The organism is Alteromonas sp. MB-3u-76, assembly GCF_002831605.1.
GTDB lineage: Bacteria > Pseudomonadota > Gammaproteobacteria > Enterobacterales > Alteromonadaceae > Alteromonas > Alteromonas hispanica.
In genome coordinates, this window is sequence record NZ_CP025115.1 from 3,544,238 (window position 1) to 3,563,798 (window position 19,561).

Annotated in this window: 19 protein-coding genes; 10 read left to right on the plus strand and 9 right to left on the minus strand. The window is 43.5% G+C overall.

Features of this window, described 5'->3' with window-relative positions; translation table 11 throughout:
• Positions 1-85 precede the first annotated feature (85 nt).
• The 5 genes from CW735_RS15740 (at position 86) to CW735_RS15760 (ending at position 3,220) form a co-directional block, all read left to right on the plus strand.
• The gene (locus CW735_RS15740; RefSeq protein ID WP_071980539.1) at positions 86-484 is read left to right on the plus strand and encodes a DUF3718 domain-containing protein; all 399 of its coding nucleotides are present in this window, start codon (positions 86-88) and stop codon (positions 482-484) included.
• A 341-nt stretch (positions 485-825) separates the two neighbouring features.
• A complete protein-coding gene (locus CW735_RS15745) occupies positions 826-1,365 on the plus strand; it encodes a DUF1439 domain-containing protein (protein ID WP_071981349.1) in 540 nt (179 codons plus the stop codon).
• Positions 1,366-1,615: 250 nt separating this feature from the next.
• Positions 1,616-1,864, plus strand: coding sequence for a hypothetical protein (locus CW735_RS15750; protein ID WP_232230505.1), 249 nt, complete (start codon positions 1,616-1,618; stop codon positions 1,862-1,864).
• 74 nt (positions 1,865-1,938) lie between these two features.
• The gene (locus tag CW735_RS15755; protein ID WP_071980540.1) at positions 1,939-2,808 is read left to right on the plus strand and encodes an MBL fold metallo-hydrolase; all 870 of its coding nucleotides are present in this window, start codon (positions 1,939-1,941) and stop codon (positions 2,806-2,808) included.
• Between the two features lie 10 nt (positions 2,809-2,818).
• Complete coding sequence (locus CW735_RS15760; protein WP_071980541.1) at positions 2,819-3,220, plus strand: rhodanese-like domain-containing protein; 402 nt, start codon at positions 2,819-2,821, stop codon at positions 3,218-3,220.
• 199 nt (positions 3,221-3,419) lie between these two features.
• Here the strand turns inward: CW735_RS15760 and CW735_RS15770 are convergent, their stop codons facing one another.
• From CW735_RS15770 to CW735_RS15780, 3 genes are read right to left on the minus strand one after another with little or no spacing between them, the layout of a single operon-like run.
• The gene (locus CW735_RS15770; protein WP_071980543.1) at positions 3,420-5,090 is read right to left on the minus strand and encodes a bifunctional protein tyrosine phosphatase family protein/NAD(P)/FAD-dependent oxidoreductase; all 1,671 of its coding nucleotides are present in this window, start codon (positions 5,088-5,090) and stop codon (positions 3,420-3,422) included.
• Between the two features lie 10 nt (positions 5,091-5,100).
• The gene (locus CW735_RS15775; protein WP_071980544.1) at positions 5,101-5,955 is read right to left on the minus strand and encodes an MBL fold metallo-hydrolase; all 855 of its coding nucleotides are present in this window, start codon (positions 5,953-5,955) and stop codon (positions 5,101-5,103) included.
• Between the two features lie 10 nt (positions 5,956-5,965).
• Positions 5,966-6,766, minus strand: coding sequence for a sulfite exporter TauE/SafE family protein (locus CW735_RS15780; RefSeq protein ID WP_071980545.1), 801 nt, complete (start codon positions 6,764-6,766; stop codon positions 5,966-5,968).
• 129 nt (positions 6,767-6,895) lie between these two features.
• On the opposite strand from CW735_RS15780, the gene CW735_RS15785 reads away from it, so the two are divergent.
• From CW735_RS15785 to CW735_RS15795, 3 genes are all read left to right on the plus strand, one after another.
• A complete protein-coding gene (locus tag CW735_RS15785; protein WP_071980546.1) occupies positions 6,896-7,348 on the plus strand; it encodes an RrF2 family transcriptional regulator in 453 nt (150 codons plus the stop codon).
• Between the two features lie 159 nt (positions 7,349-7,507).
• Positions 7,508-7,942, plus strand: coding sequence for a DUF3010 family protein (locus CW735_RS15790; RefSeq protein WP_071980547.1), 435 nt, complete (start codon positions 7,508-7,510; stop codon positions 7,940-7,942).
• Positions 7,943-7,949: 7 nt separating this feature from the next.
• Positions 7,950-9,161 carry a saccharopine dehydrogenase family protein gene (locus CW735_RS15795; protein WP_071980548.1) on the plus strand — a complete coding sequence of 404 codons (1,212 nt, stop codon included), beginning with the start codon at positions 7,950-7,952 and terminating at the stop codon, positions 9,159-9,161.
• Positions 9,162-9,247: 86 nt separating this feature from the next.
• Here CW735_RS15795 and CW735_RS15800 read toward each other — a convergent pair whose 3' ends face one another.
• The 3 genes from CW735_RS15800 to CW735_RS15810 all read right to left on the minus strand — a co-directional run bounded on the left by CW735_RS15800 (position 9,248) and on the right by CW735_RS15810 (position 12,481).
• Positions 9,248-10,417, minus strand: a complete 1,170-nt coding sequence (locus tag CW735_RS15800) for an acyl-CoA dehydrogenase family protein (RefSeq protein ID WP_232230506.1) — start codon at positions 10,415-10,417, stop codon at positions 9,248-9,250.
• Between the two features lie 157 nt (positions 10,418-10,574).
• Complete coding sequence (locus CW735_RS15805; RefSeq protein WP_071980550.1) at positions 10,575-11,783, minus strand: M24 family metallopeptidase; 1,209 nt, start codon at positions 11,781-11,783, stop codon at positions 10,575-10,577.
• 176 nt (positions 11,784-11,959) lie between these two features.
• On the minus strand, positions 11,960-12,481 hold the full coding sequence (locus CW735_RS15810; protein ID WP_071980551.1) for a retroviral-like aspartic protease family protein: 522 nt from the start codon (positions 12,479-12,481) through the stop codon (positions 11,960-11,962).
• A gap of 312 nt (positions 12,482-12,793) precedes the next feature.
• Between CW735_RS15810 and CW735_RS15815 the strand changes: the two genes are divergently transcribed.
• Complete coding sequence (locus CW735_RS15815; protein WP_071980552.1) at positions 12,794-13,159, plus strand: hypothetical protein; 366 nt, start codon at positions 12,794-12,796, stop codon at positions 13,157-13,159.
• Between the two features lie 34 nt (positions 13,160-13,193).
• Here CW735_RS15815 and CW735_RS15820 read toward each other — a convergent pair whose 3' ends face one another.
• Complete coding sequence (locus tag CW735_RS15820) at positions 13,194-15,497, minus strand: winged helix-turn-helix domain-containing protein (protein ID WP_100972899.1); 2,304 nt, start codon at positions 15,495-15,497, stop codon at positions 13,194-13,196.
• A 251-nt stretch (positions 15,498-15,748) separates the two neighbouring features.
• On the opposite strand from CW735_RS15820, the gene CW735_RS15825 reads away from it, so the two are divergent.
• A complete protein-coding gene (locus tag CW735_RS15825; RefSeq protein ID WP_071980554.1) occupies positions 15,749-16,210 on the plus strand; it encodes a tetratricopeptide repeat protein in 462 nt (153 codons plus the stop codon).
• 58 nt (positions 16,211-16,268) lie between these two features.
• Here the strand turns inward: CW735_RS15825 and CW735_RS15830 are convergent, their stop codons facing one another.
• Positions 16,269-17,342 carry an adenosylhomocysteinase gene (locus tag CW735_RS15830; protein ID WP_232368302.1) on the minus strand — a complete coding sequence of 358 codons (1,074 nt, stop codon included), beginning with the start codon at positions 17,340-17,342 and terminating at the stop codon, positions 16,269-16,271.
• 228 nt (positions 17,343-17,570) lie between these two features.
• Positions 17,571-19,397: a diguanylate cyclase gene (locus CW735_RS15835; RefSeq protein ID WP_100972900.1), complete on the minus strand. Its 1,827-nt coding sequence runs from the start codon at positions 19,395-19,397 to the stop codon at positions 17,571-17,573.
• Positions 19,398-19,561: the final 164 nt, after the last annotated feature.

Below are 19,561 nucleotides of genomic sequence, written 5' to 3' on the forward strand. Positions count from 1 at the left end.
TTGCAAAGGTGGCGTTTAATACAACTCAAGCAACGACAAGTGAGTTGCAAAAAACATTAAACCATTAACCACAGGAACTTTAACCATGTTGAAAATAGTTAAAACTTCTATCATCATCGCAGCGTCTTCGCTTGCATTTTCTAACGCAGCTCAAGCAGACGGCATCAACGATGCGCTTGCTAACATTTGCACTATCGTGCAAGCAGACGACAAAGGCGAACTTCGCAAAAAAATGCGTAGCGTTCAGTCAGATTATCGTTTGAAGTTACGCGATTATTACTCAGGCATTTCATGCAATGGTCAAAGCCTTATTCGTACGGCAGTCACTAGCAACGCGGTTGAAGTTGGTACTTTATTAGTTAAGAAAATGCCAAGTAAAGATTTACAAGCTCCTGAGGCAGATGGCAAAACACTTCAAGCGTGGATTGCTGAGCAAGGTCTTCAAGACTCACCAATTTCTGCAGAGCTTAACGGAAGAATTTAATATTCGACCGCAATCAATTTATCACGCCATGTGAGTAGCAGTTTCAACATGGTAGCGGCTCCGGGCCGCACTAGAGGCCCCTTTAATGGGGCCTCGCCTTTTCTGTTCCCCCTTTTTACGCCCCAGCACGTTCTCACGCTTTTTTCTCTACACCTAAGGCTTTATACCTCAGGCAAGTTCTTCGCTATCTCAATAGAGTAGATTTATCGCTTGCTTTCATGTCTACTGACTGCGTTTTCGCATTCGTTAAGAGCACAAATATAATGAAATTTTTCTCATGCATTAGTATTCAGACAAAGTTTAATGGCGCTGTATTAAGAAACGCTGTTCTAAAATCCACAATGTTTAGCGCTATACTCATTTTAAGTGGTTGTGCAACGCTGTCACAATTATCTGCTTACACAGTGTCAAACGCAGAGGTTGAGCAGGTACTCGACAGCCAATTAAGCAAACTTCAACAGAAAGCATCACTTGCAGGTATACCGCTTTTCCTAGAAGTAAGCGATATTTCAGTCAGTATTGGCCCTGATGGAAGGAACGTTGTTCAGTTAGGTACCGATGCCACCGCTAGTATTAAGGCATTCGGCTTTAGCTACCCTGCCAATATTCGCTTATCGATAGAAGGCACGCCCTATTACGACGCTGAGAAGAAAGCTATTTTTGTTCGCTCACTATCTTTACTTGATAGCACTATTGATGCTGGGGGATATAAAGGAAACTTAGCCCCCTTAAGTACTCAGGTTATGCAAATGATTAACGGCTTTTTAGCTTCAAACCCTGTGTACACGTTAGATACAACGAATAAAACCATTAACCTTCTTTCTACAATTCCCCTCACTCTTAACGTTGAGCCTGGAAAAATTTCATTAAGGCCCAGATAAGTTAAACACACAAATAGCCGCACTGTAATCAATAGCAGTGCGGCTTTGTAAGTTGCTGTTTTACAAAATTTTCCCTCCCGCCTTTAAAAATAGCTAATGCGTTGTTATTAGCTTTTTTTATAGCCTCACGCTATCGCTTCAATCTGATAAACCAATTTCAATAATCATTAATTTAGATTAGATAAATCTTATATTTGTCGCTATATTAAATACATATATTAAATACACCTTAAATAAAGAGAGCAATACTATGGATCCGGAAGGCATTCTTCGCGCCATGGTTTACTACCCAATGAGTAACGGACGTGCTATTAACGAGTTTGTAAGACTTGTTGAAGCGCTACAAACCAGTGATGAGCACAGCTGTGCTACCCCTGAAAACTGGAAAGTGGGCGAAGAAGTGATTGTGCCTCCTCCACACACTATCGAAGACGCAGAAGGCAGAGAGACTGCCGGTTACAACTATGTAGATTGGTATTTTTGTAAAAAGTCTCTTTAACTGTTAACTAACGTTTTGACTATTTATCAGTGATATAGAATTTCTATATCACTGACTTTACTAAGGAGATTTTGATGAGTACACAAACTGAAATCACATCATTTTTAGATAGCGACAGTGAAACATTTACTTATGTGGTAGAAGACAAATCCACGTCTAAAGCTGTGATCATAGACCCGGTTTTAGATTTCGATTACAGCGCCGGTCGCATTCATACCGAAAGTGCTGAAACAATTGCAGACTTCATTGACAAGAGAGGCCTACAAGTTGAGTGGGTTTTAGAAACCCATGCCCACGCTGATCACTTATCAGCCGCACCATTTTTCAAGCGTAAGTACAACGCAAAAATTGGTATTGGGGCGCGCATTACAGAGGTCCAGAAGGTCTTTAAAGCGCTGTTCAATTTAGAAAAAGAATTTCTTCCTAACGGTGCGCAGTTCGACAGGCTATTTGAGGAAGGTGATATTCTGGAAGTTGGCAACCTGCGCTTTGAAGTGATGCACGTACCCGGTCACACACCAGCAGACATTGCGTATTTACTTAACAAAGAGTCGGTATTTGTAGGTGACACCATGTTTATGCCGGACGTGGGAACCGCACGATGTGATTTCCCTGGTGGCAGTGCAAGCACCCTTTACGACTCAATACATCGAATTTTGGCACTACCTGAAGAAACGAGTATCTACGTTTGCCATGACTATCCAACACAACATCGTACTCACGAAAGTAAAGTGACAGTTGGTGAACAGAAGGAATTCAATATTCACGTTAAAGACGGCGTTTCAAAGGCTGAATTTGTTCAGATGCGTGAAGCACGAGACGCTACATTGAGTATGCCTCGCTTGATTCTTCCTTCAATACAATTAAACGTAAGAGCAGGTGAATTACCACCGCCGGAAGATAACCAAGTGAGCTACATCAAAGTACCGATTAATCAACTTTGAGGCTCCCCAAATGAAAACGCCAAAGGTTTACATTAGTGAAGTCAAAGCCTGTGTTGAAGAAGTTACCGTAGACGACCTGATGATTGCGTTAACACAACCCGATGTCATTTTAATCGACGTTAGAGAAAACGAAGAGTATCAACACGGGCATATCGCAGCAGCGGTTAATATGCCAAGGGGGCTACTTGAGATGAAGATAAGTAGTCACCCGCTGTTGTCACATCATTGTGAAGAGAAAGATGCTATTGAGGATTTAGCCCAACGCAGTATCTACTTAATTTGTAGGTCGGGTGGGCGCTCGGCGTTAGCAGCCAAGTCTCTTTATGAGATGGGTCATCGCTACGTATTTTCTGTAGCAGGGGGTATGGATGAGTGGCATAGGAAAGGTTTGCCGTTAGACACTAATCGGTAGAACACAAAATGTGTTTCAACAAAAAAGCGGGAACAATAGCGTTATTACTTATCGTGTTTGCTCCCGCATTATCAGCTGCATCGCGCTATTTTTTTGGTCAAGGGCCAGCTTACCAAGACACAGCCTATCAAAAGCATGCTTCTCAAAAATTAAGTATACGAAAATCAGGCTCTCAACACAGTAAGATAAAGAGCAATACTTATTGAGGTGTGTGCGTTTTAGGCTTTGCCAACCATTCGCGCCCTTTAAGCATGCCTTCCCAATAGATAGGTGGAAGCAATTTTTCTTTTAAATACCAAGCGAGACGGGACGGCTTAGTGCCATCTAACACCCATGACGGCATGCTATTTAAAATCTTACCGCCGTAACCAAACTCCGCGAGTACCACTTTGCCGCGCTCTACCGTTAAAGGGCAGCTTCCATAACCATTGTATATTGCCTTACCTGTTTGAACTCCTCGCTCGTAAAGCAAGTTGTTTGCTACTACTGGCGCTTGCATTCGGGCTGCTGCTGCGGTTTTTGCGTTGGGAGAGTTTGTTGCATCACCTAATGCAAAAATGTTCTCGTACATTTTATGCTGTAATGTCGACTGATCTACATCTATCCAGCCGTTTGCATCGACAAGCGGGCTTACCTTTATAAAATCAGGTGGCGATTGCGGAGGAACAGCATGGAGCATATCGAACTCAGTCTCCACGAGAGGAGCATCTGGTTCAGCTAGGTTTTTGAACGATGCTACTTTTGATTTACCATCAACTTTCACTAGCTGATGCTCAAGGTTGAGGTGCGCATTGTACTTTTGAACATACTCCATTAACGCGGGTACGTATTCTTTAACGCCAAAGAGCACGGCTCCGGTGTTGTAAAATTGAACATCAATATTACCCAGCACGCCCTCTTTAAGCCAGTGATCACATGACAGGTACATTGCCTTTTGAGGCGCACCAGCGCACTTTATGGGCATTGGAGGCTGAGAAAATATCGCTTTACCTTTTTTAAGATTTTTAACCAATTCCCACGTATAGGGTGCTAAGTCGAACCGATAGTTGGAGGTGACACCGTTTTCTCCAAGCGTTTCACTGAGACCTTCAATCTTACTCCAATCCAGTTTGATTCCCGGACATACAACTAAGTGCTCATATTTTACAGTTCTGCATCCGTCGACAACAATCATGTTCTCTTTTGGAGAAAAGGCAGCTACACCGGCTTTTATCCATTTCACATTTTGTGGAATAACCGACGCAACGGTTCTCACTGTTTCATTAGCGTTAAAAACACCTCCGCCAACAAGTGTCCACCCTGGTTGGTAATAGTGCACTTCGTTTGGCTCAACAATGGCAATATCGAGGTCTGGACATCGAGCTTTAAGGCTTGAAGCCACCGCGATACCGCCAGCCCCGGCTCCCACAATCACTACGGCGTGAGAATAATTGGCATGGTCGGTAGGCGTTTCACCACTATTTTTTAGGCGTCGCACTACACCACTTAGGTCATAACCTGCCTTTTGCGAAAGGGTAAGTATCTCTTCAAAAGATAAGGTTTTTACCGCTGTCATCGCCCATAACGTAATAGAGCGAGTCCCCGTTCTGCAATACGCAAAAACTGGCCCTTCTAACTTTTGTAGATTCTCTTCAAATTTAACGGCATCTTCCGTTGTAACCTTCCCACTCACTACGGGCTGATAAACACAGGGAATACCCGCTGAGGTAGCTTTCGCCTCTATCTCAGAAAATGTGGGCTGATCTGCGCCTTCACCATTTGGCCTATTGCAAACAATCGATTTGAACCCAGCGGCTTTTATTGCCTCTATATCTTCAACTGAAATCTGGGGGGAAACTGAAAGTTGTTGTGTAACGTTAGCGTACTTCATATTCCACCTCCTAAATAGCGTTTACTGGGATTTTGATAAATTGCTTGCCGCTCTTTGAGGGTGCCCCAAATTGCCCATTTCTGAGGTTCGCCTGAATAGCCGGCAACAGTAGTTTTGGCACAGCGAGAGTGGCATCTCTTGCTTCTCGTTTTTCAACATATTCTGCTAAAGGCACATCTGGACGGATTTGTTTATTGGTTTCTTTTGCCTCTTTGATCGTCAGCGTAGAAAGTGGCTCGCTGCCTTCTTTAGGGTAATCGTGCCCAAGATGTACAACGGTATCGTCAGGCAGAGTAAAAAAGCGTTGAATGGTGTTATAGAGTTGCTCTGCGCTGCCGCCTGGGAAATCGCACCTTGCTGTGCCTAAGTTAGGCGCGAACATGGTATCACCGACAAAAATTTTTCCGTCGACTAGAAAGCTCGCACATGCTGGTGTATGACCCGGCGTATGCCAAACTGCTACTTCATATTCACCAATGCTAAACGTGTCACCTTCTTCGAATAACACATCAAACTGGCTGCCATCATTGGGCGTATCATTTGAAATTTCGAAAACGTCTAACCAAGTATCAAGAACTGCTTTTATGCCTGAACCAATGCCAATTTTACCGCCCACTTTCGACTTCAAATAATGCGCCGCCGTTATATGATCTGCATGTACGTGGGTTTCTAAAATCCATTTATTAATAAGCTGATTGTCGTTGATAAATGCAACAACTTTGTCGGCGCTCTCCATCGTTACGCGACCAGAAAAAATATCGTAGTCGGCAACCGAATCTATTACTCCACATTCCTTCGAAGTAGGATCGAAGAGTACATAAGTGAAGGTTGCTGTTTTGTTGTCGTAGAATGTTTCAACGTTCATGGTATTCCCCTTAAAGAAGCTCTTTTGACATAATAAAAACGGCGATAACTAGAGTGAAAAATGCAAAAAACTTTTGTAAAGCTGCACCATCTAGCTTCCCCGCTACCTTCGTGGAGATTGCCATCCCAATGAACGTCGCTACCAACATGAGTGGAAGCAAAGGCATCTCCAATTGGATCCCAGTTTGTAAATCGCCAACAAAGCCAATTAACGACTTAAGTGCGATTATGAAAAGAGAAGCGCCCACAGCATTTTTCATGGGCATTCCCAAAATTAGAACCAGCGCTGGAATAATAAGAAAGCCACCGCCTGCGCCAAGAATGCCGGTGATCACGCCAACCACAGCGCCTTCTACAACAATGAGGGCAATATTGGGAGAGGTGTTTTCGGCTGTTACTTTGGAGGGAGTCGCTTTGCTGTATGCCTTTTTCAACATCATCGCAGCGGAGGCAAGCATTAAAGAAGCAAACAAAACCATAATGCCCAAGTTCTTTTCTATCGCTATTGATTGAAACTCTATAGTTTCTGGAATTGACGGCATTAAGTAAGCGCGAGATAGATAAACGGCAATAATTGAGGGAATGGCAAATAATATGGAGGACTTAACGTCTACTAGCCCTTCTTTAAAATACCGTACAGCACCGTAAGCAGCAGTAGCTCCAACGATTAACAATGAGTAACCCGTCGCCACATCTGGAGCCACTCCCATTAGATAAACCAGTATTGGTACAGTAAGTATTGAGCCGCCACCGCCTATTACACCGAGCACCATGCCCATGAGCACGGCTGCAATGTAGCCAAGAATTGTCATTACGCCACCTTATTTCATTTTGTTCTACCTTAGAACAAAATATACAATAAAGTATATTCTAAATATATATTTAATTTTTACATTACTGTAAAATTTGACGATTACATCAATCGATTTTTTAGATGACCTATGAAAATAAACACATTTACGAATTTGGCGTTTCGCGTTCTTATCTATTTGGCGTTGCGGAACAACAAAAAAGTAAAGACCAGTGAGATTGCAGACGCGTACTTTGTCTCTTACAACCACTTGAAGAAGGTAATTACCTTGCTTATTGAGCACGGGTACATTTTAGGCACAAAAGGGCGTGGAGGCGGTGTTCGACTGGCTTTAGCTCCCAAAGCCATAAATATCGGAAAAGTATTTAGGCTCACGGTAGAAGACGTGGCTCTAGCTGAGTGCTTTGCTTCACCAACCAACAAATGTGTTATTTCACCGTCTTGCAGGCTGAGAACTATTCTTCAAGATGCAACATCAAAATTTATTGCCGAGCTCGATCAATACACGCTCTACGACCTAGTTGAAGGGAGAGAAGGCGCGTTAGCCATGCACTTAGCGATAGAGTTTATCGAACTAGAATAGGCGTTTTTTTACCGAATTTATCACCGAATACAGATGTTAATGCGCTCTTCACCAAATTAAGGGCAGCGAAATGGCATTGAAAAAGGGAAAATTGTAGCCTAAGTGCCGTAAAAGTATCGAATCGGGTTATACTGAAGGCAAATAGATATAGGAATTAATATGAAAGTCTGCGGTATAGATATAAAGAGTAACGAGGCAACGGTGTGTCTGCTGTCGCTTATCGATGGTTTGTTTCACATTCCCGACTGCCGTTCGCGCCGGTTAACATTAGCAGACACCAGCGCTAAGGGGCTTAAAAGCTTTCAAAGCACCTTCGCTAAGCTGGTTGCCGATTACAAAATTGACGCAGTAATTATTCGCCAGCGCCAGAGCAAAGGTAAGTTTGCTGGCAGCGCTATTGGCTTTAAACTCGAGGCTGCCATTGAATTAATTGACGGTTTAGACGTTGTAGTATTTAGCCCTACTGACATTAAAGAGTCATTGCGGAGAAACCCCGTTGCCGTACCATTTGCAGAAACCGGGTTAAAACAATTTCAAGAGCCGGCTTTCACAACCGCTTATGCCTGGTTGATGAAGCACGACAAAACCGAATAGGTCCCCTATGCCAGCTGCAAAACAACCTGAATCTTTTGACATTCTTCTTTATGGCGCCACCTCATTCGTTGGCAAGATCATGGTTGAATACTTATCTGGCTTGCCCCAAAACGAGTTTTCGTGGGCTATAGCAGGTCGAGATGAACAGAAACTCATAGCATTAAAAGCACAGCACAATTTAACTGAACTACCGCACTTTATTGCTGATGCTAGCGACGAAACCGCGCTTACCGCATTGTGCGAGAAAACCAACGTGATTATCTCAACCGTGGGGCCATATGCACTGTATGGTGAAACACTAGTTAAAGTGTGTGCACAAACCGGTACTGACTATTGCGACTTAACTGGCGAGCCTCAATGGATAAAGGCGATGCTCGACAAGTACGAGGATGAAGCCAAGCACTCGGGTGCACGAATAATTCATTGCTCGGGTTTCGACTCAATACCGTCAGACCTCGGCGTATATTTTTCGCAAAAGCTCGCTATAGAAAAAACAGGCAAACCAGCTTCACAAATTAAGATGCGAGTATATAAGCTTAAAGGCGCTGCATCGGGTGGCACCATTGCCAGCATGTTAAATGTGCTCAAAGAGGCAGGTGAAGACGCAAGTTTAAGAAAGTTGTTAGTAAACCCCTATGTGCTTTGCGGCCCTGAGCATCCGTTCCATCAGCGGCAGAAAAACCACAAAAAGGCGGAATACGACAGCGAACTCGGTATTTGGACAATGCCTTTTGTTATGGCAGCCATCAACGAACGTATTGTTCACCGCAGTAATAAGCTTTTAAGTAGCATGTATGGGCAAGAGTTTAGCTACGATGAAGCAATGTCGAGCAAAACAGCCAGTAAGGCCTGGATAACTACACTCGGTTTAGGTGCTTTTGTAGGAGCGGCAAGTTTTTCTCCTTTGAGAAACCTTCTTGCAGATCATATTTTACCAAAGCCTGGTGAAGGCCCCTCGCGGGAAGAGCAGGAAAACGGCATGTTCGACATGCGCTTTTATGCTCAGCTTAGTAATGGCGAAATGCAAACAGTGAAAGTGACAGGCGATAAAGACCCAGGCTATGGAAGCACTGCAAAAATGCTGTCTCAGGCTGCGCTTTGCCTGGCAAAAGATACTCCGCATGTAAAAGGCGGATTTTGGACACCTGCCTCTGCGCTTGGTGATGCCTTGATAGACCGCTTAGGCAAGCATGCCGGTGTTTTTATAAAAGAACTATAAAACAGTCGTAAAAGAATCCGTAAAAAAAAGCAGCCCGCAAATTAAGCGGGCTTATTATTTTTTGTTGTTGGTATTAAAATTCTCGATTAACGCCCTAGCATTCCTCGTGCAATAACCTCTTTCATAATTTCAGAGCTGCCGGCATAGATGGTTTGCACCCTAGCATCTCGGTAAAAGCGCGAAATAGGATATTCATCGGTGTAACCATAACCACCGAACAGCTGCAGGCATTCATTTACCATTTTCACCTGCATTTCGGTAGCGGCTAGTTTGAGCATAGCTGCATCGGTTACTGTCATCTCTTCTCGACTGAACTTATCCATATGCTTTTCAAGCAGCGCTCTACACATTTCAAGTTCTGTTTGGCATTCCGCCAATTTAAACCGGGTATTTTGAAATTGCCCCACTGTTTGACCGAACGCCTTGCGTTGGGTTACATAATCGATAGTAAGATCTAGCGCCCCTTGTGCATGGCCAATAGCCTGTACCGCACACCCCAAACGTTCTCGGGGTAATTCCTGCATCAGATAGACGAATCCTCTCCCCTCTTCGCCTAACAAGGCGTTGGCCGGTATTCGCATATTTTCGAAAAAGAGTTCACCCGTGTCGCTGCTGTGTTGACCAATTTTGTGAATGGGCTTACCCGTGGAGAAACCCGGCAAACTCGTGTCTACTAAAAATAAAGACACGCCTTTTGCTCCGGCTTTTGGGTCGGTTTTGGCGCATACAATAATCATGTCGGCTTGATTACCGTTGGTAATAAACACCTTGGAGCCGTTTAAAATGTAGCTATCGCCGTCTTTAACCGCATTGGTTTTCATTCCGGCCACATCACTTCCCGCATTAGGCTCGGTCATCGCCAATGCGGTAAGCACTTCTCCTGTAGCCATTTTAGGAAGCCAATAGTCTTTTTGCTCTTCGGTACCAATATTTAATAGGTAGGGAGCCACAATGTTGGCGTGAATGTTATATCCCGTTGCCAGGCTGTGTAATCCTAGTCGGCACATTTCTTCCTGAATCATTTGGCAAACGTCAAAACTTGCGTCTGCCGTGCCGTACTTTTCTGGCATATCAACCAACAACATACCAGCGCTGCCCATGGTGTGCCAAAGTTCACGAGGCATATGATGATCTTTTTCCCATTGCTCGTAGTTGGGCAAAATTTCTTGGTCTATAAAACGTAACACCATGTCTTTAAACATGGTGATTTCTTCATTATTTGCTTGATTGTTCACGGCACTAGTTCCAGACATCATTCACCCTCGCAAAATACAACCAAGCCGACGGTTAAATCGGCATTTTTACATCTAATTTACATTTCGCTAGTGTAGAGCATTGAAAAGAGCTGTACTAATGATGTTTATCTAGTTTGAAGAATCACTGCTATTTATGATTACCTGCCTATAATGCTGCTTAAAAATTAAACGGCTCGGTGATAGATTTGCTGGGCTGTGTAAACCACACTGGCCCGTTTTCAGTGACATAAAAGTGATCTTCTAATCTGATACCGAACTCACCGGGAACCACAATCATAGGCTCATTGCTGAAGCACATTCCCGCTGCTAGAGGGTGTGGGTTATCTTTCACTAAATACGGCCATTCGTGAATATCCATACCAATTCCGTGACCTGTTCTGTGAGGTAGGCCAGGCAGCGTATAATCAGGCCCTAACCCATCGGCTTGCAGACTCTCGCGCGCAGCGGCATCAACAGCTCCGCAAGTATTTCCAATACTGGCGGTATTAAATGCCGCTATCTGTGCTTTCTTTTCGCTGTTCCAAAGTCGCTTTTGCTTGTCACTTGGCTCACCAAAACAATAGGTTCGCGTAATATCTGAGAGATACCCATGCAGCTTGCACCCAGTATCAATTAAAACCAAATCGTTGGCTTTAAGAACCTGCGGATCTTTAACTCCATGAGGGAACGAGGTGGCCTTTCCAAACAATACAATGCAAAAGTAACTGCCACTGGCACCAACCTTTTTATGTGCTTCATTAATAAAAGCCTCAACGTCTGTGGTTGTCATACCAACTTTAAGCATACTCGCCGTGGCTTTATGTACGGCTAGCGTCATGTCCATAGCTCGTTGTATGAGGGCTAATTCATTCTCAGACTTATGCATGCGGCAATGTGCTGTTACCTCACTACCATTAATAATCTCAAAAGAAGTGGGTAACACTTTGCGAAAACCATCTGCAATGAAAAACTGAGTAGATTCGTCAATACCTACCTTGCTACCACCCGCAGTATCTATATCACTCAATAATGAAGCAAAGAGCGCATAAGGACTTTCATGCTCTTGCCAGCCAATAATATCGCCGGCTATAACTTTACGCTCTTCTAGAGATTCGATTTCAAAAGCGGGGGCAATATACACCACATCACCTTGCGCAGGTAAAATAGCGCCAACTAATCGCTCGCTGGCGTACCATTGCATTCCGGTGAAATATGCTAGATTAGTTCCAGCATTTAAATACAGCGCTGCAATACCGTTTGTCTGCATGAACTGCTGTGCTTTTTCAATACGCGCGGTATATTCAGAAATGAGAATAGGCGACATGTCTGTAGTCATGTCGCGTAAAGATTCTAATGCTTCTTGCTGTGTTTTTCCGCCTATTTGCATGTGGTGAGCCTTATACATCTAAAATTAAAATACCAATCCGCATAGATGATTGCCCACTCAGAAGGCGCTGGCAAGTTTTCTAGCAAAGCGTGGGAATGCAGGAATGGTATTGCAAGGCTAATTTACATTATTAACACGCATTGTCGAGAGAGGTCGGGGCTACTGATTGTGCGCCACTAATTGTTGGTGTTTTTTGCAACCAATTCGGGCATCAATTCATCATCACATTGGTTAAGCGTTAGCGTGGGCGGTGACATTTGAATACCGAAAGGCGCGGCTCTGCTAAGCACCTCCATACCTAAGATGTTGTGCTGATTATCCATGACTGCCACTTTCACATTTTCGAAGTGACAATCAGCGCTTAGCGTCAGTAGCGGTATGGTATATAGCTTTACTTTTTGCTTGCGGCCGTTGGCCAGTTTGGCAATAACAACACCGTCTTGTTTTACGCTCTGTTCACTTTTAAACGCTTTGAATGTGGCCTTATTGAGAATGGTTAAAGAAGAGCCTGTATCGATGAGATAATTGAACACTCTATGCTCTTCATCAGAAGATTGAAGATACAAGGTTCCACCACCACTGCTTGTTAGTAAAAAAGAATTTGCAGAAGCGTTGATACTCGTCAGAAATAAACAAACCAGCATGGCTGACATCACTGCCGAAGATGCTGTTTTCAAAGCGTTGAAATATCTGTTCATACTCATTCTCTCAAACTTCACGGTGTAGTGGTGTAACTACTTTTAGCTGAACAGAGGTTTGCAATTAAAAAGCCAAAAAATAACCTACTGATTTTTAGATTGATTTTGGCGCTCCATGGTTTTCCACGCACCACCTCAGAGCATAACAGCACACAAAACGTGCAACCCCACCTTTTTCTGACTAAGCTATCTTTATAACCTCTACAAAATTGATAGTTTTTAGCTATCGCGAGATAGGATTATTTTTTAGTCATCAAAAGTTAAACTTCACACGTAGTAACATTGAACTCACTGGTTAAATGAGGATTCATTATGAAAAAATCTATATTGCTTCTTTTGTTTTTATCTTCGCTAGCGGCGTCTCCCTTTGCTGCTTTGAGCGCTGAATCTGGTGCCAACGACGCCAGCGTGAAAAAAATGATAATTGTTGATCGCACCGGAAAGCCTCCCTTCAAACGTGAGCTTGTTGAAGTGAGCGAACACGATGTAGCGCAATTCGAACTGCTGAATGCGTCTACAGAATGTGAAAATAGAATGAGCGTAGATATGCGCGGCAAACCGCCATTCAAACGCTCTGTAGAGTGCGTACCGGTGGTAGATGTTGCGCAGTTTGAAATGACTAACGAGTCGGAAAGCTCAACGAATTTTAGCGGCCATCCGCCGTTCAAGCGCCGCTAGTCTATTTTTTCATTAAAGAGCAAAAGCGAGGTCGTCATGAAGCGTCCTCGCTTTTTTTATATCTGCGTTTACTTAATTTGTCATAACGAGACTGTAATCCAGAAAGAGCTGCCCACCGCGAGTAGGTACGCAAAAATTCGTTGAGAGCCTTTTCGATGTGAACAGCCTTTTGAGGCGCATCGCTAGAGAGTCTAACCAGAGCTAGAACGGCTTCTACATTGTGACTATTCACAATTGGAGTGGGTTTGGTTAAAGATGGAAAATGATTGAGTATTACCTCATAACCGCTTTTTTGTTGCTCGGTGGCTATGTAGCCATCGGTAAGTAGCGGGATAACGCTAAACGCCTGGGTTTGCTCAGAAAGAAGAGATTCCATAAGCGCAATATCAGTGTTAGTTACGTCACTTTTGCGTAAACGACTAGCATGAGTTTTCCAAAAGCGAGCTATGGTGCTATCTCCAAGCAAAGATGCTGCATGGGTAAACCATTGCGTAGCTTTGCTGTTATTTCCTGCCAGCGAATGTAGATTTCCCAGATACGCGGCATTTACCGAAGAAAATGGATCAATAGACAAACACGCTTCCATTGCTTCTATTGCAGCGGCATTATTGCCTTCTAACGCCAGTATCCTCGCCTTCCATACATAGGCCCATGTGTACATATCGTCTATTTCTAGGGCTCGTTTTAACGTTGCCAAGGCTAACGAGGTTTCTCCCCGCCAATAATGCACGATGGCCAGATTAACGTTTACCCAAGGTGAAAGTGGCTCTTTATCTAGAGCCTGCTGAGCGAGCGAAAGCGCGCGTTCTGGCTGCAGTTTCGCCAACGCTAACTCAGAGGAAAGATACAGGCTTGTTGAATTGTCAGCATTGCGACTTAGCACTCGATTTAACGCTGCTTGAGCGTCATCGAAACGGTAATCAAGGGTAGCCAGAATAGCCGTAGCATTATGTGCATTGGCATCATAAGGGTTTAATCTCAGTGCGCTATCAATTGCAGCGTTTGCTTTGGGTAGCGCCTCCTCTTGCGGTATGTACAAATCGTAGAAGTTATAGCGGGCATAAATATAAGCAAGACTGCCATAAGCCGCCGAGAATGTGGGGTCTTGGTTCACAGCCTGTAGAAACGCTTTTTCAGCTTTGGTAAACCACTCACTGGTTGTGCCATTCATCCACCAATATGTACCTTTAAGGTAGGCTTGATAAGCAGCGGCATTGTCTGTAATACCCGATTTTAATACAGATTCCGATGCGGTATTGGTAGCAGATACACGGGTAATAATTGCATTGGAAATATCTAATTGTACTTTGAGTAAATCATTACTGGTTACGTCGTATTGCTCACTCCACAGCGTTTTATCCTCATATGGAGCAATTAATCTTACCGATATTCTGAAGCTTTGATTAATTCTTCTAACGCTGCCCTCAAGGGCGTAATTCACATTTAGCGTTTTGGCAATATCGGCTAACGATAAGCCTTGTTTAGTTAGCGCTAGTGTAGAGTAGCGCGAAGGCACGTTGAAGCCGGGTGTTGTCGATAAGCTTGAACTAATTTCTTCTGTTAAACCAAGGGAAATATACGACGAATCTGTATCATCTGAAATCTGACTAAAAGGAAGTATTGCAACAGAAGTTGTTATGCCTTGCTGAGAGGTTTCATGCTGACTGTCTGTCTTTAATATAGTAGTTCTGCTCATGGTAAAGAATAGTGCCGCTATCACAATGAGAGCCACTATAGCTAGCCACACTTTATGGCGAGCATTTGATGAGGTAGATGCCGACACCTTATTGGCATTGGTATCAGAGCGAGTTGATGTAGGCTCTGAAGCGTTTGCAGGCTGAGGGCTGTCTACAAGCTCAGGGCTGTCTTTACGCTCAGGGCTGTCTAAAAGCTCAGGGCTGTTGCCCTCCAATCTAGTGGTTTTCTCATTTGTATGGGCTGCATTTTCGTGGCTGTTAGCAGATAAAGACTGAGTTGATGATGTCTTTGGTGCTCGAGCATCACTTTTAGAGGTTTCGCTATTAACATAGCTTGGGGTTACGGTTAGTTTGTACCCCAGTTTGGGTATCGTTTTTATCAGCCTTTTAGATTTATTGTCATTCAGAGCATGGCGTAATTGCGAAATAACACGTGAAAGTGCCTCATCGACAACCACGCGTTCTCCCCAGACAGCCTTGTGAATATATTCACGACTTACTGCCTCAGGCGCATTGTCTGCCAATACATTTAACACTTTTATACATTTTGGCTCTACCTTCACTGCGCGTTCATCGCAAGAAATGGTGTTATCTGCGGTATTAACGACAAAACTTTCAATTCTGAATAACGTGGAAGGCACTTAAAAACCTCAATCAAAAAAAATTAAGCATTTGAAATAAATAAAAATAAACAAAAAAATAATGAACATTAGGTTTTCATTAGAAAGAAGTGAGTACGTAATTATCTTTTCATCATGTAATTACAGTAAAAGTCACTATTCTCCAATCATCGTTTAACAAAACGTTAACCAATGCCTTATCAGCCACGTGAAAGTTCACGCATCGATAAGTCTAAAAACAAATTAACTAACGCGACAAGTGGGAAAATATCATGATTAAAGTTCTAACCCTAGCAACCACTCTTCTTTTTGCGACCAGTGCGTTAGCGCAAAGTGATAACAGTGTATTTAAACTACGAACTACTGTAGAGGATGTATACGGCGTTCAAGACGTAGAAAACGGCGATTACGCCAGTGGTATTCGCAAACTTAATGCTCAACTTGCTCGTACATCTGTAGCATCTATGCAAGCGCCTTTGCACACAAACTTGTGCGTGGCTCACATTGCCACAAGTAACTTAGAAGCCGCTCAAACTCATTGTGAGAAAGCAGTTGAGCAGTCGGGTAACAAAAGCATCGCGCTTAACAACCTTGCTGTATTAAACTGCTTAGAAAGCAAAGCCACGCTTTGCGTAGAGAACTTTGAGCGTTCAGTGTCAGCAAACAAGTTTAACCGCTTTTCCACCAGTAATCTTACGTTGGCAAACACACGCCTTCAGATCACAAAAAACTAAACATACCTTTTAGGTATTCGCAGACATTGGCTATTAAAGCCAATGTCTGCGCGCATTGCTAAAGTGCCGAAGACCATGCCGATTCAGGCAGCAGATAAAGTCCTCTTTCATGAGACTCCCCCTCCCCTACAATATGACCTATGCCTGCGGCCATTACCGCTAATGTCACGTCAAACGCGTTTAAACTATCTCCATAACCTGCGGTTAAATTAAACATCGAGCCGTCGGCTAGTAAGAAAACCGTTTTTCCGTTTCGAGTATAAGCATTCACATAAGGCATTGGTTCAGTATGGCAGGCATTCGCTTTTAAGTGCGCCACATCTATTTCTTTGGCAACATGCCCAACATTTAAAAGAAACGCATTATTTTTCATAGCGTCCAAATGCCCAGCATGAACTACGCCACTGGCACCTGTTGCTGTGGCAATGATATCAGCGGTTTTTACGGCATCAGCTAAGGGTACTATCGGCCAACCATCGTATTTCGCTTGTAAAGCACGAGCTTTATCTATTTCAGCCACCTGCACTTGGGCACCAAATGCTTTTGCAGAAGCAGCCACTCCCTGCCCAACAAGTCCGTAGCCCACCACTACCACTACTTTCTCGTGAAGCGTTAAATGCGTAGTTTGAAAAAAGGTTTGCCAAGCACTTAAGCCAACCATATGGCGGTTGTGAAGCCCCTCTTTTACTGGCAAATCATCCCAATTAAAAATAGGGTACTGAGGAGACATACCGTTTAAGCGACTAATACCAGAGCCCGTTGCTTCAAGGCTTGCTTTTACGTTAGGTACAGATGCGCCTTTACTAGAAATTTCATGAAAACGTGCGGTGAGATCTGCCCCCATCTCGCATAAATGAGTAGGTTGCCATTCAAGTGCTTTGTCGAACGAGGAAGACCACTCTGCGTCATCCATGTCGCGCCATGCATGCGCGACTGCGCCCTTTTTAACTAAATAGTCGACAACATCGTCCTGCACCGTTGTGGGATTACAAGTTGTGAGAAAAACTTCGCAACCACGCGATAACAATCCCTCGACGAGCGGGGCCATTTTTAGGTCTAAGTGCATGTTGCACGCTAGTTTGATGTGGCTCAATTCAGGGAGTTCGGCGACGGCTTTTTGAGTCCGTGGCATATGGAGTCGTGCCCAGTCGAGTTCGGCTTGAAAATTTTGATACATAAGAAATTGCTGCGAGGATAAAAAACAAAGCATACGCTAGAACACCACAAAGCCACAACACCACAACACCGTGGTAGACCCTACTAATAGACAGCTGAATAAGAGATCTGGATGTGAAGTACTGAAATAGACAGTTTTCTGCGCTTAACTATGACTAATTACACGCCTTTGTTAGGGCTTGGTTTACGCAGCTACCACACAATTTCTACCATTCTGCTTTGCTTGATACAGTGCGTTGTCAGCAGATTTTATTAACTCATGTAAGGATATTTCATTCGTTTTGTCGGCACTTTTTAAATTGCTTTCTTCATTTTCTGCCGCCGTTTGGTGATAAGGGGCGAGTGATGCAATGCCAATGCTCATGGTCACTTTTGCAATTCCCTGGCTAGTTTCTTTCTCAACCGCAATTCGTAATGTCTCAGCAAGAGTCTTAGCCTCTTCTAAATTGGTGTCGGGCAAAAACAGTAGAAACTCCTCGCCACCCCAGCGAAAAACCAGATCTGAGCTTCGCACTCGTTCTTTTATTGTTTTAGCGACTAACTCTAAAACCCGATCTCCGGCATCGTGTCCAAATGCATCGTTAATTTGCTTAAACCAATCTAAGTCAATGAGAACAACTGCGAGCTTTTGCTTTTTGCGAACGCCCAACTCCCAAAGTGGATAAACTAACTGTGAAAATGCTCTGCGATTATATAAATTAGTGAGAGGGTCTACTCGGGAAGTAAATTCAGCACTTAAGCGCGCTTTATACACTTCTTTAAAATTGAAACCTAACGAGACAGACAATAACGACATTTCTAAAAACATACCCAGCTCTATACCTCTAAACGCCCACTGGGAATAGGGAACAACCCCCCAGGTAGCAAGGCTAGAAACCGTAGCGCCGCCAGTACCCAATAAAATCGCAGGCACGAAAAACTTAGCCAGCGTATTGCCATTTCTGTAGCAAAGTATGCCAATCAGTAACATCCACAATGATAAGCTGGTTAAAATAACAAGTTGGGCCAGGATGGCAAAACGCTGATTGCCGTATATCAACATAATCAGTGCAAGTAGCAGCAACCCTGAGTAAATAAGCTTACGCTTTGCAAAAAGCGAGGGTAAGTATTTCTTAGTGTTTAAAAACTCGATTGTGAATGTTACACCGGCCGTTATGTAACAAAGCATGAGAGCGGGCATTAGCCACTGCTGTACAGATGGGTAAGCCCCCCAAAACCACCAATAGCCATGTCCTGTGTAGGTAAAGTTAAACGCGGTAAAGGCAAATAAATAGCAGGAGTAAAGTAAATACTTCCGTTCCCTTAAATACACAAAAAGAACGAGGTTATAAACCAATAAAATAAGCAAGGCGCCATATAAGAAGCCGTAAAAATAGGCATTTTCCAGCATCACCGTTTTTTTCGCTTGCTCGTTGCTCAAATAGACAGGTATTGTCATGGGGTCTTGAGAGACGAAGCGAAAAACCACGAGGGTCTCGCCGGGCGAAAATGCATAGCTTACGGTTGGCATTCTTGCGTTGTACCCGCGCCGCTCGATGTGTTCAGTATCACCTAACGCCTCACGCCTGACTATTTCATTGCCCTTTATAAAGAAAACATCAATTTTATCTAGCCATGCATTGTCTATTTCAATCACTCTTTTCAAGCTGGTTTTATTATCTATATTCTGAGTATCTGCAGCTTGGCTAGTCCCTAGGCTAGCCCCTATTTGGCTATTTGAAACAGTATTTACGTTGACTGGGAGTACAGCCCACAGCACGGCATTAGTAAAGCCAAAACTAACCTGTCCGGCGGTGTTTTGACTAAATTTTCCCTGCTTAAATGCTGTGACTGCCTGTGCGGCGGAAGTGATTTCGTTACCTGATTGATAGAGAAAGAGGCGATTATTTAATAACGTGCGATCAGTGTAACTTGTTGAAGTTAGCGGTAAGGTGTCATTTTTAGATACAGGGTGGGAGGCGGAAACTGATGAATTTTCCTGAGCAACAGAATGCCAAGAAATGAACAGCATGATGCAACATATCAATGCTTTTAGACAAACGTTTATTACTCTTGGCTGGCTCACCTTACTTCCCTAATACGGCCTACACCTTAAATTTAGCCTTTTCCCAACACATTGTGAATTTTTTTTAACCTCTTTTGTTGAAAATATTCAAATAGTCTAATAGAAAGACG

What these genes read in the sequence shown, in the direction of transcription:
- CW735_RS15835 (WP_100972900.1), bottom strand. Translation starts at nt 19,397, where the DNA reads ATGCTGTTCATTTCTTGGCATTCTGTTGCTCAGGAAAATTCATCAGTT.
- CW735_RS15795 (WP_071980548.1), top strand. Translation starts at nt 7,950, where the DNA reads ATGCCAGCTGCAAAACAACCTGAATCTTTTGACATTCTTCTTTATGGC.
- CW735_RS15810 (WP_071980551.1), bottom strand. Translation starts at nt 12,481, where the DNA reads ATGAACAGATATTTCAACGCTTTGAAAACAGCATCTTCGGCAGTGATG.
- CW735_RS15825 (WP_071980554.1), top strand. Translation starts at nt 15,749, where the DNA reads ATGATTAAAGTTCTAACCCTAGCAACCACTCTTCTTTTTGCGACCAGT.
- CW735_RS15805 (WP_071980550.1), bottom strand. Translation starts at nt 11,783, where the DNA reads ATGCAAATAGGCGGAAAAACACAGCAAGAAGCATTAGAATCTTTACGC.
- CW735_RS15750 (WP_232230505.1), top strand. Translation starts at nt 1,616, where the DNA reads ATGGATCCGGAAGGCATTCTTCGCGCCATGGTTTACTACCCAATGAGT.
- CW735_RS15745 (WP_071981349.1), top strand. Translation starts at nt 826, where the DNA reads ATGTTTAGCGCTATACTCATTTTAAGTGGTTGTGCAACGCTGTCACAA.
- CW735_RS15800 (WP_232230506.1), bottom strand. Translation starts at nt 10,417, where the DNA reads ATGATGTCTGGAACTAGTGCCGTGAACAATCAAGCAAATAATGAAGAA.
- CW735_RS15830 (WP_232368302.1), bottom strand. Translation starts at nt 17,342, where the DNA reads ATGCCACGGACTCAAAAAGCCGTCGCCGAACTCCCTGAATTGAGCCAC.
- CW735_RS15785 (WP_071980546.1), top strand. Translation starts at nt 6,896, where the DNA reads ATGAAAATAAACACATTTACGAATTTGGCGTTTCGCGTTCTTATCTAT.
- CW735_RS15815 (WP_071980552.1), top strand. Translation starts at nt 12,794, where the DNA reads ATGAAAAAATCTATATTGCTTCTTTTGTTTTTATCTTCGCTAGCGGCG.
- CW735_RS15780 (WP_071980545.1), bottom strand. Translation starts at nt 6,766, where the DNA reads ATGACAATTCTTGGCTACATTGCAGCCGTGCTCATGGGCATGGTGCTC.
- CW735_RS15790 (WP_071980547.1), top strand. Translation starts at nt 7,508, where the DNA reads ATGAAAGTCTGCGGTATAGATATAAAGAGTAACGAGGCAACGGTGTGT.
- CW735_RS15770 (WP_071980543.1), bottom strand. Translation starts at nt 5,090, where the DNA reads ATGAAGTACGCTAACGTTACACAACAACTTTCAGTTTCCCCCCAGATT.
- CW735_RS15775 (WP_071980544.1), bottom strand. Translation starts at nt 5,955, where the DNA reads ATGAACGTTGAAACATTCTACGACAACAAAACAGCAACCTTCACTTAT.
- CW735_RS15755 (WP_071980540.1), top strand. Translation starts at nt 1,939, where the DNA reads ATGAGTACACAAACTGAAATCACATCATTTTTAGATAGCGACAGTGAA.
- CW735_RS15740 (WP_071980539.1), top strand. Translation starts at nt 86, where the DNA reads ATGTTGAAAATAGTTAAAACTTCTATCATCATCGCAGCGTCTTCGCTT.
- CW735_RS15760 (WP_071980541.1), top strand. Translation starts at nt 2,819, where the DNA reads ATGAAAACGCCAAAGGTTTACATTAGTGAAGTCAAAGCCTGTGTTGAA.